Below are 18,161 nucleotides of genomic sequence, written 5' to 3' on the forward strand. Positions count from 1 at the left end.
TATATTATCTACTAGGTCAACGTTTTTAGTCTATAAATTTAATGAAAAAATAAAAATTTTAGCCATTTATCAAATTACTTATTATAGAATTATTGTAAATTGAATTAGGATATTTATCTACCAATTTTTGAGCATATTTTTTTGCTTGTGACTTATTCGTATCTTTATATATAATGGCAAGTCTGTACAGTACAGTTTCTTCATAATCTCCATCAGAAAAGCTTTTATCATATTGGATATAATAATTTATAGCATTTTTTGTATCTCCTGAGGAATCTAAAGTTGTAGCAAGCATATATACTATATGAGCATAAAGATAATTTTCACTTCCAAACTCATAAGCTTTTGTGAGATAAGCTTTGGCATTATTATAATCTTTGCTATTTAAATAATTGGTTCCCAATTTATAAAAATAGGCAGATCCGTCTTCTTTTAAGAGATTGGTACCTTCTGAAAGAAGTGCCCCTTTATCAGTACTTAATTGTTTATCTTTCCACTTTTTAACCTCTATGTATATAGAATCATAATCTTTATTTTGTACATAACCTTTAAATTTTTCCTGCGGAAAAACTTCTTTAGTAGTTTCAGATTTTGGTTTAGCCTTATTGCTTACACCTGAAGCCTTTTGTCCACTATTTTTAATAGTAGAAGTTTTTACTTTTGCAGAATTTTTATTAAGCAAATTTCTATTTTTGACACCATTAAAAATTAATGCAATTAAAACTACCGAACATATTACACTTACTGAAATACAAGCTACCTTTTTAAGTGGGAACTTTTTCTTTACTACATTTAAATCTTCAAGCAGCTTCATGGTCTTTTTAGCTTCATCATTGTTTATATCAACTCTTAATACATTGTTTAATTTTTCCAATGCGCTTTTGTACTCTCCCTTTTTTATATAACAAAGGGCACTATAATTATTTACTTTAATATAATTAAAATCACTTTCAGCACATTGTTCAAGTAACTCAAGTGCTTCATTTATTTTTAATTCTCTAATTAACCTTAAAGCCTTTACATACAAACTGAATCGAACATCATCTTCCTTTAAAGAATCGAGATATTTTTCTGAAACCCCATCTCCATTAACTTGATGATTCATCTTCCAAAGTTTTTGAGCTTTATCTAAATCGCCTTTAAGATAAAATAAAAGTCCCTTAAGATTAATAGATGCCCTATTTTTTATATTTAAAGATATACTTTCTTCACAAAGTTCTATTGCTTTATCTATATACCCATCATTATATTTTTTTAGAGCCTTATTGTATATTTTCTGAGACTTATCCATTTATCGTATATACCACTTTCCCATTAGAATTTTTAACTTCCATCTTATTATTTAAATTTGTGCTAAAAGAATTTATAGTCCAATTTTCTACATGACATTTATTATATACATCATCGTCATATACATTGACTTTTAAATTTACAATATCTCCATTTTTCTCTGCAGACATTATCTGTTGTTTTTTACTTGGCATCTTTATTAAGATTTCATTATCCCCCGTATCTACATTTAGCATATAAAGATCTCCACCTTTTGAAATGGATCCATTTGAATATCCTATAACCACCAATAAATTTTTATCATCAGCCCATTCCAAGTATTTCGGAGATAATTTAGCGTTGTTTTCAATTTTAAAACTATAAACTTTCTGAGGACCTTTTATGATTATTTTCCCTGTACCCTCTTCTAAAGCCTCACTGCCTTTTCCTTCTATACAAGCATTATAGCTTCCATTTTTGTTACTTTTCCAGGTAGTATTAAAACTAACTGTAGAATTATTATCCATTTCTTGCTTTATAAATTTTATTTCACTTGAATTTTTAACAGCAGGAGAAGAAGTCTTCATTTCCTCCTTTGGGTTTTGAGTTTCTTTATTATTAGATACATTGCTTGAATCTATTTTTTTACTATTAGTACTACCGCTTCTTTGAGTGGAAGTAGAATTGCCTTTGCTGTCAAAACAGGCTGTAAGTCCTAAAGTAAAAATAACTAATAATGAACACATTATAAAATTCAATCTATTATTTTTCATGTATAATATATTCCTCCTTGTATAAGATTATATTGTTATTTTTCGGGCTATGCAGTCTTAGACATTTTTAAACAATTAACCAGTCAGTATGCTAGCTTATTTTTTATCATACTGCCTTAATATTTAATTAAATTATACCATAATAATTCTATGCTAAAAACTACTGGTATGCTATTCTACCAGTAGTTTTTAATATTACTTTTTCATTATAAGTTCTTTTGCCTTTAATATAGAGGAAGCACTCATGGAGAATTCATCTAATCCGTATTCTACTAAAGTTTCAACGGCATTTTCATCTCCAGCCATTTCTCCGCACATTCCACATATTTTTCCCTGTTTATGTGCAGCCTCTATGGTCATCTTTATAAGTTTCAAAACTGCTGGATGCATTGGATTGTAGAGATAAGCTACTTTTTCATTCATCCTATCTGCCGCTAAGGTATATTGTATTAAATCATTAGTTCCAATACTGAAAAAGTCCACATACTTTGCAAGTTCATCTGAATTTACTGCCGCTGCGGGTATTTCTACCATTATTCCTGTTTGTAAATCTTTATTAAAACTCTTTCCCTCTTTAGCAAGTTCATCCATACACTCTTTTAATATTTCCTTAGCCTTTAGAAATTCTTCCAAAGAACTTATCATTGGAAACATTATTCTTAAATTTCCAAAAACAGATGCCCTCAAAAGAGCTCTTAGCTGAACTTTAAATATATCCGTTCTGTCCAAACAAAGCCTTATAGCTCTATACCCTAAGAAAGGATTCATTTCCTCAGGTACCGGTAAATAGGAAAGCTTTTTATCTCCTCCTATATCTAATGTTCTTATAATTACAGGCCTTTTACCCATTTTCTCCACTACAGTTTTATAAGCATTAAATTGTTCCTCTTCTCCAGGCATACTTTCCCTATCCATATATAAAAACTCAGTCCTAAAAAGTCCTATACCCTCACCGCCATTTTTTAGCACCTGATCTACGTCTTCTGGCTTACCTATGTTTCCAAAAACTTCTACTTTCTTTCCATATTTCGTAAATACTTCTACATCTATTAAAGCTTTAAGTTTTTCTTTTTCTTTATTATAATTTTCTTTTTTTATCTTATAAGTATCTAAAGTATCTTTATCTGGGTTTATTATAACTTCACCTTTTACTCCATCTACTATAATAAGATCTCCATCTTTAACTGAATCTGTTATATCGTTTAGTCCAACTACTGCTGGTATCTCAAGAGTTCTGGCCATAATTGCACTATGAGAAGTTCTTCCTCCAATATCTGTAACAAAGGCTATTACTTTACTCTTATCCAGCTGTGCTGTATCTGAAGGAGTTAAGTCATGAGCTACAACTACCGTATTGTTTTCCATGTCAATTATAGAGGAGTTGTTTCCTGTAAGATTTGCAAGTATTCTACTACCTACATCTTTTATATCTGCTCCACGTTCTCTCATATACTCATCTTCCATAGCCTGAAAGGTTTTCATATACAAATCTACTATATCATAAAGTGCACTCTCTGCATTCACATGCTCATTTACTATCTTTACTGTTACTGCACCTGCAAATTCTACATCATCTAAAAGCATGATATGACTTTCAAATACTTCTGCCTTATCTTTTCCCACTTCTTTTTCAGCTTTTGCCTTAATTTTCTCTAATTGACTTTTTGATAATTCAAGGGATTTTTGAAATCTTTCTTTTTCTTGTATTACATCATCTATATGCTTTCTTTCTATACTTATTTCAGTTTTCCTTTTTACAACTACTTTTCCTATTGCATAACCTTTAGAAGCAGATATACCTTTTTTCATTTATTTTCCTCCTAAAATTGTATATTTATACAAAGTTATATATAAATGTTGCTATAAATATTTATTTTTTACATAATTATATCTCATATTTAAAAATTTTTAAATATATGTACCATAAATTAACCATTTCAATATAAACAGAGTTCTTGGCATCAGATGGAGTTTTGGACTCCACCTGATGACTAGAACTCGTTATCCAGGGACGTAGCTGCTCTTTACTCACACTTGGAGAAGTGGGAGTATTAGAGCAGGTAGTCATCGAATAAAATATTACAATTTGGAAAATAACTGTCTAAGTTATGCATAAATAGTATCTATTTAATTAAATCCTGAAATTGACTTGAACCTTTTACAGGATCAAAATCCTTCTCTTCTCTAGCAATAGACTTAATATCTGGTGACATATCTACAGCTATTTTTAAAAATTTAACTGTATTTTCAACGTCTCCCCGTCTGCCATATATGCTAGCCTTTCCATAATAACTCCAAATATACTTTTCTATCTCCAAATCCTTATCATACCAATTAAGTGCATCATCGTATTTTCCATAAAGTTCATAAGCCAGGGCTTTATTGAACCTAGCGTATCCAAAATTAGAGTTGATTTCAAGTGCCTTATCTATATTTTTCATACCTTCTTCATAGTTATTACTGTAACATAATGCTATACCCTTTATATTATAGGCTTTGTAAAATTCCTTATCCTCATTTATAATTTCATCTGCTTTTGCAATAGTATCAGAATACTTTTTATTGCTAAAAAGCTTTTGTGCTTCATCATACTTTTTCTCTTCATCTTTTTTTTCATCTACAGGTTTTATAACTGAATTTTCTGTTATATTATTAGATTTTTGTATAACGTTTTCATTTTTTTTATTCATATAGATGTCTTTTCCTATAAGGGCTATGGAAAATATGCAAAGAACACAAAATATTATCACTTTAGTCTTTAAAGAAAATTTTCCGAATAATCTGGAACCTATTCTTTTTCTATTTTTAAAAGCCATCTATTTATCCCCCTAAAAAGCCTTATGAAGTTTATTCTTGATAATGTCTCTTCCTCTATCAGAATTTAAAAATTGCCAGGTAGATTCTGGAACAATTTTCTCTATTACATCCATTCTACCTTCACATAAAAGCTTCCTTACCTTGGAAGCACTTATATATTCTCCATTATACTTTTCTCTTTCAATTTCTACAACCTTTACATTATAGGTAGGCATAATTTTTTTCAAAGTTTCATTGTAAGTGCTAGTAACATCACAATAAGGTTCCTTTCCTACAAATCTTTTTTTTATATTAAACCTCTTACAAATATACTTCCCAAATATGCCGCTATCTATTTCTTCATAAGCCTGTAATCTTTCATCTGCTTTTTTTATAAAATAATTTGGGAATGTAGCTTGAGATATAATGTATTCTCCTGCTGGAATTACTTTAACATTTTTTAAATCTTGTGTTCCTGTTTTTACCATAGTATATCTATCAGAAAATGGGAAGTCAGATCTATCCTCCTCCACCAAAAATAATAAAACCTGATTACAGCTTTTAGCAGCTTCTTCTATCAAATACCTGTGTCCTTTTGTAAAAGGGTTGCAATTCATCACTAAAGCAGTACTTTCTATATTATTGTCTATAGAATATTTTTTATCTATACTATCTAAAAATTTATCTATATTGTATATACCATACTCTAAAAGGGCAGCTTTTTCTGCCCTATATAAAAGTTTAAAGTTCAAAGAAGTAAACACATTAATTCTATCTGGTTTTGTAAATATAAAATTATGAAATATTCCCTCATTAAAACTCTTGTCAATTAAATGGGATATAAGTGATGAAGTTAAGTTTTCCCCTCTCATGTCTTCTGACACTGCAAAACACTTGAATATGTTTCCTGCCTTAGAGCAAGTTGCCTTTATATTTCTATTATTGTCTCTAAGTACTACAGTGTAGTCTACATCTTTGTCCAGTATTAAATCAAATTTTTGTAAAAAACAAATTACCTCATTTTTTTCCTGCTCCGAACTCAAATCTATACTTTCAAGGGATAAACCGTACATAACTTCATCCTTCCTTCCCATCTTTTTGTAAAATTAAGATATAACTTTTCTAACTACATCAATTACAGTTCCATCTCTATACTCAACTACTGCTACTATTTCATCAGAAGTCTTTATAGCTTCTGGTTTTCCTGTCATCTTCTCAGCTGTTTCCTTTAATTCTTCTATAGTCATAACTGGTAAATTAGCTTTCTTTAATTTTTCTATTAAATCTTCTCTTTTTGGATTTACTGCTATTCCTCTATCTGTTACAACTACATCTATGCTTTCTCCTGGTGTGGTTACTGTAGTTACCTTGTCCTTTATTATTGGCAGTCTACCCTTTATAAGACTTGTAACAACTATGGCAAGCTTTGCTCCTGCTGCAGTATCACTGTGTCCACCTGAGCCTCCCATTATCATACCATCTGATCCTGTTGTTACATTTACATTAAAATCTGTATCTATTTCTGTAGCTCCTAGTATCATCACATCTAGATTATTTACTACTGATCCTCTGTTATGTGGGTTGCCATACATAGAACCTGACATTGTCTGGTGTTTTGGATTGTCTCTATAAGATTCCACTGCTTTTAAGTCAAAACACTGTACATCAAAAATGTTTCTAAACAATCCTTCTTGAAGCATATCAACTATATATCCTGTTATTCCTCCTGCTGCAAAACTGCCTGTAACTTCTTTTTTCTTCATTATATCTTTTAATTCCATAGCTACTGCAAGAGAAGTTCCTCCTGCTCCTGTCTGAAAAGACATTCCTTCTTTTACAAGTCCTGATGCTTCTATTACCTTTGAAGCCATCTTTGCTATTTTAAGTCCTACAGGATCTTTTGTTATCCTGGTAGTTCCTGATACTATTCCTTCAGGATTTCCTATGGAATCCATTTTTACTACATAATCTACATATTCCTGACTTATTTCTATTGGGCATGCAGGATAAGGTACTAAGTTATCTGTAACTGCCACAACTGTATCTGCATACTGTGCATCTGCTATTGCATATCCGAGAGATCCACAAGCAGATTTACCATATACTCCATTTACATTTCCATAGGTATCTGCTGTAGGGGCACCAATAAATGCCACATCTATATGAAGATCACCGCTTTCAATTGCCCTTGGTCTTCCACCATGGGTCATCATGATTGAAGGTTTCTTTGAATATCCCTTTGATATTGCTTCTGCTACTGGTCCTGATATATAATCCGCTATAATCTGGGTAACTACTCCATTTTTCATATGCTCTACCAGCGGTTCATGTATTGGAAATATACTACTTGCTGCTACAGTTATATCCTTTATTCCTCTTTTGGCAAGTGCATATATTACATTGTTAAGTACAAAATCTCCATTTCTCAAGTGATGGTGAAATGACACAGTCATCCCATCTTTTAATGTTATTTTGTCCAGTACTTCATCTATACTATTTAATACTTTATTTTCTCCAGGTTTTACACTTTTTATTTTTACTCCTGCCTTTTCTCTTATTCCATAGTTTGCAAAGGCACCTTCAAAAGGCTTTACCTTTCCATAACCTTCTATGTAATCAGGAACTTCTCTTCCGATTGAATTTTTCACTGTAATCCCTCATTTCTACTTATTATTCTTAATTTATCCCAATCAAATAAACAGAGTTCTTTGCATCAGATGGAGTTTTAACTCCACCTGATGCTTAGAAATCGTTATCCAGGGACATAGCTGCTCTTTACTCCCTCTTGGAAAAGCGGGAGTATTAGAGCAGGTAGTCATCGGATAAATCCAAGTAATTTTGCTAGTTCTACAGTAGTTACTGCCCTGCTTATTACTGGAGCATCTACCATTTTCCCATCTAATGAAAATACCCCTAGTCCTTTTTGTTGTGCTTCATCTCTTGCTTTTAGTACTCTAACAGCATGGTCTATTTCTTCTTTTGCAGGTGCAAATACTTCGTGTATGCTGTCAATTTGTCTTGGATTTATAGCTGCTTTTCCTGTAAATCCTAACTTTTTCGCTGTTGTTGTATCTTTTTTCAATCCTTCATAATCATTTGTATCTGTAAATGGTGTGTCTATAGCATCTACCCTAGCTGCCCTACAAGCTGTAGAAACCCTGTTTCTTGCATAGAATATTTCCTGACCTTCCTTTGTTCTCTTTATTCCAAAATCAGAAGTCAAATCTTCTGCTCCTAAGAGTACAGCTACCACTCTTTTTGATGAGTTTATTATGTTATATACATTTTCAAGTCCATAGGCAGTTTCAACTATAGGTATTAACTTTATTGAACCTTTTTCAAATGATTCTTCTTTCTCTATACCTGTTAGTATTTTATCTATTTCTTCTAATTGTTTCTCAGTTGCCTTCGGAATCATTAGTGAATCAGGTTTAACTCTAGCTATAGTATCTATGTCCTTTGGCCCATATTCTGTATCCAGAGGATTTACCCTGACTACAAGTTCTACCTTAGAATAATCTACATTGCAAATGGCTTCTTTTACAAGCAATCTTGCACTATCTTTTTCTGTAAGACTTACTGCATCTTCCAAGTCAAGTATGACAGAATCTGCTCCAAGTATAGGTGCATTTTGAAGCATACCTGGATTGTTTCCTGGCATAAAAAGCATTGTTCTTCTCAATTTTTTCATTACAATCACCTCTCTATAACGCTCTTCTCAAAGCTGTTTCAACTCTTGCTTTAATAGTATAGTCCAGTGCTCCCTTATCCTGAGCTTTTATCACTGCACTTTTTACTCCCAGCTCATTTACTTTATCTAATATGGTCTTTTTTATTTGTTTTCCAAATTGTTTCATAACTACACTCTCAAGTTCAAGCTCTATACCATCCTTATCATTTGGCATTACCATGATGAGTATATCATTTGACTCAAGAGTACCTGCCTTTGCTGGTTTATTTATTTTCATAAAATGCTACCTCCTTAAAATATGGATTACCCTGCATAATTGCAACATAATCCACATCAATTGTTTGCTTCTAAAATCTATCAATAAATCTTACTTAGACTGGCCCACAGAGTCCAAGTACTCTTTTCGTCCTGATTCATATAAATTATTGCCCTCTGAATCTATTACTACAATTACAGGTAAATCTTTTACTTCTAATTTTCTTATAGCTTCAGAATCCAAATCTTCATAAGCTACTACTTCTGCTTTCTTTATGGATTTTGCTACAAGTGCTGCAGCCCCGCCTATTGCAGCAAAGTAAACAGCTCCATTTTTCTTCATGGATTCTATAACTTCTTTTGAACGAAGGCCTTTTCCTATCATTCCTTTTAACCCTATATCAAGCAGTCTTGGTGCAAATGGGTCCATTCTATAACTACTTGTTGGTCCAGCTGAACCTATTACATGGCCTGGTTTTGCAGGACTTGGTCCTGCGTAATATATTATTGCATCTTTTACATCTATAGGAAGAGATTTACCTTCATCTAATAACTCGACCAATCTCTTATGAGCAGCATCTCTAGCAGTATATATTGTCCCTGATATTAAAACACTATCCCCTGCTTTTAAAGTTTTAACCTTTTCTTCCGTTAACGGAGTAGTTATCTTTTTTTCCATATACATGCCGTTAAATAAAACGGCTTTTCAACTCCTCTCTGAATTTCAACTTGAAATTTAATATTACAATTCTATTTCCTTATGTCTTGTAACATGGCAATTTATATTTACGGCTACAGGTAATCCTGCTATATGCGTAGGATAAGTTTCTATATTTACTGCAAGAGCTGTAGTCTTTCCCCCTAGTCCTTGAGGTCCTATACCTAGGAAATTTATTTTGTCTAAAAGTTCATTTTCTAAATCTGAATAAAACTTATTTTTATTTCTTTCAGATAATGGTCTTACAAGAGCTTTCTTTGCAAGATTTGCAGCCTTGTCAAAAGTTCCTCCTATACCTACTCCTACAACCATAGGAGGACATGGATTTGGTCCTGCGTCCTTTACTACTTTTATTACGAAATCTTTAACACCCTTAAGTCCATCTGCTGGTTTAAGCATTTTTATCTGGCTCATATTTTCTGATCCAAATCCTTTAGGAGCCACTTTTATGTTAAGTTTATCTCCTGGAACTATTTCATAATATATTACTGCAGGAGTATTATCCTTAGTATTAACTCTATTTATAGGATCAGAGACTACAGACTTTCTTAAATACCCTTCTACATATCCCTGACTTACTCCCTTATTTATTGCGTCTTCTAAACTTCCTCCTACTATATGAACATCCTGGCCAATTGTTACAAATACACAAGCCATTCCTGTATCCTGACACATAGGCACATCTTCATTTTTAGATATATCTATATTTTCAAGTATTTTACCTAAAATGTCTTTTGCAGTAGGCCATTTTTCGTCCTCTTCACATTCTTTTATCTTTTTCTTAACATCCTCCGAAAGATAATAATTGGCATCTATACAGAGATTTCTAACAGCTTTTGTTATAGTGGATACATCTACTTCTCTCATAATTTAACACCATTCTCCTTAATTGTATTTTTAATGTATAACAAGCTCATTATATAAGGTTTTAAAGCGAAAAATCAACTCGTTTTACGTATACTAATTTTTAATTACTAAAATATATTTAAAAATTAATAAAATATATTTTAGGTCCAATAAAGTATATATGAAAAGGCAGTTTAAAAAACCGCCTTTTCATATATTTTCTATTTTCTTCTATTTACCAATGCAACTACTCTATTCATTTCATTATTAACTATCATATATCCTTCATCTACACCCATACCTGGTTTTGCAAGAACTTGTTTTGCACCACAAGCCATTCCTATGTTGGTTGTAACTTCTGCGGATCTATTTGTTTCATTACAAGTTCCTCCACAATAAGCTCCCATATCATGATCTTTACAATACATGATAGCATCAGCTATATTGTTAACTCCACCTAGATCTGGAGTTTTTATTTGAACCATATGACCTGCTTTATTGTCTGTAAAGAATTTAACATCATCTACTGTATTACACCATTCATCTGCTACTAATTCTGCATCTATTTTTCTGCTATCTATTTCTGCTCTCAAATCCCTTAGAGCTTCCATTTGTTTTTGTCTATCTTCTACATCCATTGGTCCTTCAATTCTCAAATGGAATGGATTTGCTGCTTCTGCAAGTGAAGCTATATAATCAGCCATAGCTTTTGTATCATATTTAAAGGCAATACCTATAGTTCCATATACATCAATGTGGAATATTGGGCTGTAATCTTTAGAAGTTCTAAGTTCTATTACTCTATTTCTAAGCCACTTAACATATTCTAAAAGTTTTTCTCCATGCATTCCAAGTTTTTCTTCTACATTGTTTATAAGGGCATGTGGCATAACATCTGCACCTTTTATTATCATCTTATCTACATTATCATATCTGTCATCGCCGGATTGTGCAAATATTGGAACCCTCTTTATTTCACCCTTTGGATTATATTCATTTCTTATAACTTCTGCCATTGTTATTTTCTTTGATTTTGCTACAGCATCTAATATAGCTTGTGTTATACCATATCTTATAGCTGTATGAAGTCTCTTACCATTTACCTTCATACTATCAAATTCTTCTGCTAGTGACTTAAACTCGTTTAATTCTCTTCCTACTAATTTTGGAGCTATTTCTTTTTCTATAACTGGTATAAAATCTTTAGCTAAAAATAATGGATCTCTTCCACCTGCACCTGAATATTGAACAGCGGCACAATCACCATAAGCTACCTGTCCATCTTCTAGTACTAGCATTACGGATATAGCTTCTCCTGCCTGTCTAACTTTAGCAAATCCATCTGTTACAGGTTCGCCTACATAAGTAAATCCATTATGTTTAGCTCCTTTTTTTATAGCTCTCTGATCATCAAAATAAAATCCTGTTTTTCCTTCTGAGCAAATTACGTCAACTATTTTCATTTTAAGTCCTCCTTGAAAATTAAACTGTTTTTTAATTATTTTTCTTTTGGTCTTCCTATAAGTACTCCCTGTCCAACTGCAAATATATCATCTATAGTCATTTGGAAGCTTACTTCTCTATTTTCAAATTTTCCTCTTTCTTGTAGCTTTCTCTGATTAAAATCTTTTAATTCCTGGCTAAAAGGAACATTTCCAAAGTGCAAATATCTAACTGCTCCTGTATTATCTCTTGCTGGCATCATCTTGCCTGCATTATATTTACTTGGTGCAAATGGTACATCTATAACTCCATTTTCAAATGCTTTTACTGTTCCTACAGCTAAATCTCCCTTTCCAAGTTCAAATACTTTATCCAATATGCATTTTACTTCTGCTTTAATTACTGATATTTCATCTTCCAAATCTTTTGACATAGGAAGTCTCTGTCCACTTAACATATTTAAAGCCATTTTTGTAGCTTTTATTCCTGCTGCATTAGCTTCTTTAGTAGGAATTCCTATAGCTTCATGAGGTGTCTTAACTATAACTTTTGTTGCTCCTGCAAGGGCTGCTGTAGCTGCTCCTGTAGATATAACTCCAAAAGCTTTTGCTTCATCTGCAGGGAATCCTCCCATCCACTGATGAAATACTGTAGTTATATAAACATCATTGTATCCATACTTTTTCAAATATTCATCTATCTGCTGCTCTAATGATCGCATAGCTGCCACATCCTGAATTACATTACCACACTCGCCATATCCTACAGTTATATTCTTAACACCTTGTTCTGCTGCAAGTAACCCCTCTATTATAGCTACTGCATTTGAAGTACTTGGTGGTACTAATGTTCCTGTAAGTGGTCCAAACGGTTCTCTATTTATAGATACTCCATTTTCTTCATAGAATCCAACTAATCTATCACAATACTGCCAATCTACAAGTGACTTAGCTATTGAAACATTCTTTGCATAAGGTACATTATAGGATATACATCCTCCTTCATTTGAAGTAAATCCACCTGCATGAATTATTTCTGCTAAAAGTCTTGAATCTGGAGTACCATGTCTAGCCTGTACTGGTAAATCCAATGCTTCTACTACTTGTCTACATCCCTTAACTCCGTGATTTACTCCTGGAAATCCATTTAAAAGTGACCTTCCCTGAGCTTTACTTTCTTTTATACCTACTTCACATTCATCATATCTATTTTGTCTCGTATAACTATCTATAGTTGTTGGAAGGAGATCAGCTCCACCTTCATCTTGTAAATGTTTTAATAATGTAATATGATCATCTATAAGTGCAACTCCAGCTCTTGGTTGGGCTAAAGTAATTCCCTGTTCTTTTGCCTTTATTAACTTTTTAGGAAAGCTCTTATGCTCAGGTAATTTCTTTAAATAATCTACTGCTTCCTTAAGATCAACTTCCTTACCTGTTGGCCATTGACTTAAAACTTCTTCTCTATCTTTAAAAAATCGTTCTTCTGACCATTTTTTATTTTTAAGTTCCATATCTTTACCCCCTTATATTTTCTATTTTGTTATACAACATATTTTTTTAGTGTTAACTAAATATTTTTTCATTATTCTAACTGCTATATCCGGATACTCTTCTGAAAGCAGTCCCATAGCAGATAATATATAACTTCTATCTACTAAATACTCTGGATTCTTTGGTTTCAAATGCATAGGATCTTCTGTAGTAAAAATTCCTGCTTTTAATATTTCTTCAGGATTTTCACTGTGAACCAATACTCCACCTGTTCCTATGAGATATTTGGTATTCAAAAGATCTTTTCCTATTTGAGAATATACAACTCCACAAGGGGTATACACACTAGTTAAAACTCCAACGTGTCTTTCCATAGCCATTTCTGTAGCTACCTTTGCCATTGCTTCATCAAATTTTATATCCCTTTCATTATCAGGAATCATTCTTATATTCTCACTTCTATATTTACAGCCAGCCTCTATATCTATACTTTTATCATCTAAATATTTGAGTACCCTTTTGGTACTTGCAGCTTCCCACAAGGACACTGCGGAATATCTCATTCCTAGATCTCCTTCTACAGTTCTCTTTGCAAAAGGTTCCTGTAAGCCTCTTAAAGTTACTGCTGGTTTTGTAGGCTCTCCATCAGCCAAAGAATGTATATCCGTAGTAGCTCCACCTATATCTACTACTACTAAATCACCTATACCCTCTTCTTTATCACTTCCAAGGCTCAAAGTTTTAGCAGCTTTTAATACAGCAGCTGGTGTAGGCATAAGAATACCATTTATATATTTTTCAGCATTTTTCATTCCTTTAGCTTCAACTATTTTTTCCATGAATATTTTTCTTATTTCTTCCCTAGCTGGTTCAACATTCAAGGTATTTAGCTTAGGCATCACATTTTCAGCTACTTTATAAAACATTCCTGCATCTTCTAATATTTGTGATACTTCATCTTCTGCTACTTTATTTCCTGCTACAACTATTGGAATGTCCATTCCACTTTTAGCTAACAATTTAGCATTGCCAATTATACACTCTTTATTTCCTCCATCTGTTCCGCCGGCTAAAAGTATCATGTCTGGATTTGAATTTTTTATCTCTTCCATCTCTTTTGAGCTCAAATCATAGCTATAAACATGCATAACTCTTGCTCCAGCACCAAGTGCTGCCCTTTTAGCAGCTTCAGCGGTAAGTTCTGGTACAAGTCCTATAGCAACCATTTTTAGCCCACCTGCAGCAGATGAACATGCTAGTTTCTTTACAAAATCAACTTTTTTATCTTTTAATTTACTTTGTAATTCTGCATAGGCATTATTAAAGCCTATCATTATGTCATCTTCCACTGTAGTTATAGCTTTAGCTGTACCTAAAATCTCTTCATTTTCTATATCTACAGCTGTCAACTTCGTATAGGTACTTCCAAAATCTATAAGCAAATATCCTTTCATAATTTACCACCTCTGTTCTCTTAAAGAGGATTCAATAATCAAATTACTTTTCTACTAGTTTTGTACATTTAAATCTTTTTTCAAATCATCAATTGTAACTTCAGGTAATGTTCCTGGTGGATATATTCTATCAAATCCCATACTCTTAAATTTATTGTATACATCTTCCCACTTTTGTTTTCCAACTACTAAGTTTCCACCTGCATAAATTAGTATACCTTTAAGACCTGATTCATCACATTTTTCTCTAAGTCCCCTGCAATCCATTTCTCCATGTCCATAAAGTGATGATACTAAAATAGCATCTGCTTTAGTCTCAATTGCAGCATTTATAAAATCTTCTTGTGGTGAAAGAACTCCTATATTTATTACGTTAAATCCAGCTTCTGTAATGGCATGATCTAATATTTTATTTCCAACTGCATGACAATCAGAGCCAATTACTCCTAAAACTATGGTTTTCATTATAAAACACCTCCAAATTGCATAAATACCAATTAATTAAAATCTTTATTAACATATATTAATCGTATATTAAAAAATAAATAATATTTATTAAGTAAATAATATTATGTATTTTCAATCTAATTAAATACCAACTTGCATACTTTAGTTCAATTATTTTGATTGAGTTCAACTATTTTTGATTTTAAGTCTTTAATTGAATTATCATCGAGATTATATAAAAATCTCATTATATGCTTATTGTCCACATTATGTGCTTCAACATCTTTATATCTTCCTGGTGAAACTATCAATATATCTACATTATTTATAACTCTTTCAAGTTCCTGATCATTAAAAGTATTGGTAAACTGAATATCAATATCTCCTAGGCCTGCTCTTTCAAGTGCTCCTCTTGCTTTGAACATAAACTCCTTAGAAATACATACAAAAGCGAATTTAGTATTACTTGGATATCTAGCAATCTTAACTATTGTTGCCAAATCTACATTTATAGCTACACCTATTACTTCTTTGTGTAATCCTTCTGTTAGTTTAATTACTTCATTTACATGGTTAAAAGTTGCTATTATAACTTGGCTTTTTTCTATAATCTGCTTAGTTTGGCTGCTTATATTCCTTATGTCATCAAGAGTAAAAGGTACTATATTCATGTCCGTGCTTTCCATAAGCTGTTTACTAAACATTCTAGATTGCTCTATGTTACATTCCACATATACTGCACTAATTTTACTTATAAGTTCTTTCTTTTCTCTTATTCTTTGAGTGACAATTTCTAAAAATACATCTGGATCTATACCCGATTCAATAGCTTCTTCAAACGCAAGATCTATAAACTTTGTTATTTTTTCCTTTGTATTTTGAACTTTCCAAGGATTTGCTTCTTCTGCTACAAAAGTTCCTCGTCCCTGGTAAGATTTTAAAACGCCATCCTGTTCTAATTCATTATAAGCTGTGCTTATAGTATTTCTACTTACATTAAGTTTTTCAGATAATTCTCTTTCTGTAGGCATTTTTTCGCCTACCTTAATGAGGTTACCTTTAACTAGGTCCATTATTTGGCTTTTTACTTGTAAATATAATGGTACTCCACTATCTTTATTTATTTTAATGTTTATGGCAATCACCTCAAATTATTGGATTAATGGATTAATCCATTACTTTACCTAAAGGGTACCATAATGCAAGATTAAAATCAATAGCTTTTTGTTAACTTTCAATTTTCAGAAAATTCTTATGAAATTGTTTTCAAAATGTGTTTTTAAAGGATTAGGGACTAAATAAACTACTTCTTTAATTAGCCTAAATTTAAGGATGGCTGCCATTAATTAGTCCAATTTTACTTAACGCAAACTTAAAGTCCAATTTTGAGAAATGTCTCCTAAAATAAAAGATTTGAACAATTCCCCTTTAAGAATTGCATATTCCTATGCAATTCTTAAAATCACCCCCTTATAAGGGTCATTTTGCTGTAAATATTAGGGAACATAATTTTTTCAGTATAGATATGTTAAATTTTTTTATTTAATTATGATTTTCTTGAACAATACTGTCCTTTTTTTTAGCTGCATTTTTATTAACACCAAATACATAATAAAGAATAATTAAAGCTGCTATCCAAATAGGTCCTAATACAACTGCTATTAAAGTATCTGGATTAAATGCCATCATTATAAATACAAATACTAGATATGCCAAACTAATATAATTTACATAAGGATATCCTTTAGCCGGGAATTTTAATTTTCCTACTTGTTCCTTTGTAAGAGTTTTTCTAAATTTCGTCTGTCCAAGTATTATCATAAACCAGGCAAAAAGTCCTGCAAATGTTGCAATAGATGCAATATATGTAAACACTTGTGCTGGAAGGAAATAATTAAGTATAACACCTATAAGCATACATGATGCAGAACCTAATATTGCATTTTTAGGTACTTTCGTACTACTAAGCTTGTTAAATATTTTAGGTGCTCCCCCTTGAAGAGATAAATTATATACCATACGTCCTGTCGTATAAATACCACTATTACATGAAGACAATGCTGCAGTAAGTACAACAAAATTTATAATCCCAGCTGCAGCTTTAATTCCTATTTTATTAAATGTTAAAACAAAAGGACTTCCCATTGTTCCTATTTCATTCCAAGGATAAAGTGACATAATTACTGTTAATGATCCAATATAAAATATGCAAATTCTCCAAAAAACCTTATTAATAGCTGATGGTATGGTTTTTTCAGGATTCTTTGCTTCTCCTGCCGTAATTCCTATAAGCTCAGTTGCGAAAAAAGCAAAAGTAACTAGTGGTAGTGCCTTTAGTAAACCTTTTATTCCATTTGGAAAAAATCCTCCATTTTTCCACAAGTTTGTAAATCCTACTATCTTTCCTCCATTTCCTATTCCAGTAAATATGACAACTAAACCTAAAATTATCATGGCAACAATAGCAACAACTTTTATAATTGCAAACCAAAATTCAAACTCTCCATAAGCTTTTACATTAATTAAGTTTACAGTTATCATTAAAGCAAGTGCTGCAAAAGCAGATACCCACCTTGGAACTGATGGAAACCAAAAATTTATGTAAATACCAATAGCTGTAATTTCTGCCATACAACATGAAATCCAATTCAGCCAATAAGTCCATCCTGTTAAATATCCAGCAAGTGGTCCTATATACTCATTGGCATAAGCACTAAAAGAGCCTGCAAGCGGCTGTTCAACTGACATTTCACCAAGTGCACGCATGATAAAAAATAAAATAATGCCGCCTATGGCATAATCCAGCAGAATTGACGGTCCTGCCATATTAATTGTACTTGCAGATCCTAAAAATAATCCAACCCCAATGGCACCACCCAGTGCTATTAACTGAATATGCCTTTCTTCCAATCCACGATCAAGATCTTCATGTAAACCAGAATTTTTATTGCTCATTATAAAATCCTCCTTATATTT

Annotated in this window: 16 protein-coding genes; all 16 read right to left on the minus strand. The window is 32.1% G+C overall.

What is annotated here, in order from left to right; translation table 11 throughout:
• Window positions 1-58: 58 nt before the first annotated feature.
• On the minus strand, window positions 59-1,291 hold the full coding sequence (locus B5S50_RS09665) for a tetratricopeptide repeat protein (RefSeq protein WP_217303690.1): 1,233 nt from the start codon (window positions 1,289-1,291) through the stop codon (window positions 59-61).
• Window positions 1,284-2,042 carry a DUF4652 domain-containing protein gene (locus B5S50_RS09670; protein WP_217303691.1) on the minus strand — a complete coding sequence of 253 codons (759 nt, stop codon included), beginning with the start codon at window positions 2,040-2,042 and terminating at the stop codon, window positions 1,284-1,286. The genes B5S50_RS09665 and B5S50_RS09670 overlap by 8 nt, the downstream gene beginning before the upstream one ends.
• 195 nt (window positions 2,043-2,237) lie before the next feature.
• Window positions 2,238-3,851 (minus strand): phosphoenolpyruvate--protein phosphotransferase, encoded by a 1,614-nt coding sequence (ptsP, locus tag B5S50_RS09675; protein ID WP_217303692.1) that lies wholly within the window; start codon window positions 3,849-3,851, stop codon window positions 2,238-2,240.
• Between the two features lie 314 nt (window positions 3,852-4,165).
• Complete coding sequence (locus tag B5S50_RS09680; protein ID WP_065078518.1) at window positions 4,166-4,858, minus strand: tetratricopeptide repeat protein; 693 nt, start codon at window positions 4,856-4,858, stop codon at window positions 4,166-4,168.
• Between the two features lie 12 nt (window positions 4,859-4,870).
• Complete coding sequence (citC, locus tag B5S50_RS09685) at window positions 4,871-5,911, minus strand: [citrate (pro-3S)-lyase] ligase (RefSeq protein ID WP_065078519.1); 1,041 nt, start codon at window positions 5,909-5,911, stop codon at window positions 4,871-4,873.
• Window positions 5,912-5,944: 33 nt separating this feature from the next.
• Window positions 5,945-7,486, minus strand: a complete 1,542-nt coding sequence (citF, locus tag B5S50_RS09690; protein ID WP_217303693.1) for a citrate lyase subunit alpha — start codon at window positions 7,484-7,486, stop codon at window positions 5,945-5,947.
• 167 nt (window positions 7,487-7,653) lie between these two features.
• Entirely contained in the window at window positions 7,654-8,529 is an 876-nt protein-coding gene (locus tag B5S50_RS09695; protein WP_065078521.1) for a CoA ester lyase, read from the minus strand.
• 13 nt (window positions 8,530-8,542) lie between these two features.
• Window positions 8,543-8,806, minus strand: coding sequence for a citrate lyase acyl carrier protein (citD, locus tag B5S50_RS09700; RefSeq protein WP_013240647.1), 264 nt, complete (start codon window positions 8,804-8,806; stop codon window positions 8,543-8,545).
• 90 nt (window positions 8,807-8,896) lie between these two features.
• Window positions 8,897-9,463, minus strand: a complete 567-nt coding sequence (locus B5S50_RS09705) for a Fe-S-containing hydro-lyase (RefSeq protein ID WP_065078580.1) — start codon at window positions 9,461-9,463, stop codon at window positions 8,897-8,899.
• Window positions 9,464-9,526: 63 nt separating this feature from the next.
• Window positions 9,527-10,369, minus strand: a complete 843-nt coding sequence (locus B5S50_RS09710) for a fumarate hydratase (RefSeq protein ID WP_065078522.1) — start codon at window positions 10,367-10,369, stop codon at window positions 9,527-9,529.
• A 200-nt stretch (window positions 10,370-10,569) separates the two neighbouring features.
• Window positions 10,570-11,811, minus strand: coding sequence for a methylaspartate ammonia-lyase (locus tag B5S50_RS09715; protein WP_065078523.1), 1,242 nt, complete (start codon window positions 11,809-11,811; stop codon window positions 10,570-10,572).
• A gap of 35 nt (window positions 11,812-11,846) precedes the next feature.
• Complete coding sequence (locus B5S50_RS09720; RefSeq protein ID WP_065078524.1) at window positions 11,847-13,304, minus strand: methylaspartate mutase subunit E; 1,458 nt, start codon at window positions 13,302-13,304, stop codon at window positions 11,847-11,849.
• A gap of 21 nt (window positions 13,305-13,325) precedes the next feature.
• Entirely contained in the window at window positions 13,326-14,738 is a 1,413-nt protein-coding gene (gene glmL / locus B5S50_RS09725) for a methylaspartate mutase accessory protein GlmL (protein WP_065078525.1), read from the minus strand.
• A 54-nt stretch (window positions 14,739-14,792) separates the two neighbouring features.
• Window positions 14,793-15,203 carry a methylaspartate mutase subunit S gene (glmS, locus tag B5S50_RS09730; protein WP_065078526.1) on the minus strand — a complete coding sequence of 137 codons (411 nt, stop codon included), beginning with the start codon at window positions 15,201-15,203 and terminating at the stop codon, window positions 14,793-14,795.
• Window positions 15,204-15,352: 149 nt separating this feature from the next.
• Window positions 15,353-16,330 (minus strand): GntR family transcriptional regulator, encoded by a 978-nt coding sequence (locus B5S50_RS09735; RefSeq protein ID WP_217303694.1) that lies wholly within the window; start codon window positions 16,328-16,330, stop codon window positions 15,353-15,355.
• Between the two features lie 397 nt (window positions 16,331-16,727).
• On the minus strand, window positions 16,728-18,140 hold the full coding sequence (locus B5S50_RS09740; RefSeq protein WP_065078528.1) for an amino acid permease: 1,413 nt from the start codon (window positions 18,138-18,140) through the stop codon (window positions 16,728-16,730).
• Between the last annotated feature and the right edge of the window lie 21 nt (window positions 18,141-18,161).

Origin of the sequence: Clostridium sp. 001, assembly GCF_019056555.1 — a bacterium.
Classification (GTDB): domain Bacteria; phylum Bacillota; class Clostridia; order Clostridiales; family Clostridiaceae; genus Clostridium_B; species Clostridium_B ragsdalei.

What these genes read in the sequence shown, in the direction of transcription:
- citC (WP_065078519.1), bottom strand. Translation starts at nt 5,911, where the DNA reads ATGTACGGTTTATCCCTTGAAAGTATAGATTTGAGTTCGGAGCAGGAA.
- B5S50_RS09705 (WP_065078580.1), bottom strand. Translation starts at nt 9,463, where the DNA reads ATGGAAAAAAAGATAACTACTCCGTTAACGGAAGAAAAGGTTAAAACT.
- B5S50_RS09740 (WP_065078528.1), bottom strand. Translation starts at nt 18,140, where the DNA reads ATGAGCAATAAAAATTCTGGTTTACATGAAGATCTTGATCGTGGATTG.
- ptsP (WP_217303692.1), bottom strand. Translation starts at nt 3,851, where the DNA reads ATGAAAAAAGGTATATCTGCTTCTAAAGGTTATGCAATAGGAAAAGTA.
- B5S50_RS09665 (WP_217303690.1), bottom strand. Translation starts at nt 1,291, where the DNA reads ATGGATAAGTCTCAGAAAATATACAATAAGGCTCTAAAAAAATATAAT.
- glmS (WP_065078526.1), bottom strand. Translation starts at nt 15,203, where the DNA reads ATGAAAACCATAGTTTTAGGAGTAATTGGCTCTGATTGTCATGCAGTT.
- B5S50_RS09670 (WP_217303691.1), bottom strand. Translation starts at nt 2,042, where the DNA reads ATGAAAAATAATAGATTGAATTTTATAATGTGTTCATTATTAGTTATT.
- B5S50_RS09680 (WP_065078518.1), bottom strand. Translation starts at nt 4,858, where the DNA reads ATGGCTTTTAAAAATAGAAAAAGAATAGGTTCCAGATTATTCGGAAAA.
- B5S50_RS09715 (WP_065078523.1), bottom strand. Translation starts at nt 11,811, where the DNA reads ATGAAAATAGTTGACGTAATTTGCTCAGAAGGAAAAACAGGATTTTAT.
- B5S50_RS09720 (WP_065078524.1), bottom strand. Translation starts at nt 13,304, where the DNA reads ATGGAACTTAAAAATAAAAAATGGTCAGAAGAACGATTTTTTAAAGAT.
- B5S50_RS09710 (WP_065078522.1), bottom strand. Translation starts at nt 10,369, where the DNA reads ATGAGAGAAGTAGATGTATCCACTATAACAAAAGCTGTTAGAAATCTC.
- citD (WP_013240647.1), bottom strand. Translation starts at nt 8,806, where the DNA reads ATGAAAATAAATAAACCAGCAAAGGCAGGTACTCTTGAGTCAAATGAT.
- glmL (WP_065078525.1), bottom strand. Translation starts at nt 14,738, where the DNA reads ATGAAAGGATATTTGCTTATAGATTTTGGAAGTACCTATACGAAGTTG.
- B5S50_RS09695 (WP_065078521.1), bottom strand. Translation starts at nt 8,529, where the DNA reads ATGAAAAAATTGAGAAGAACAATGCTTTTTATGCCAGGAAACAATCCA.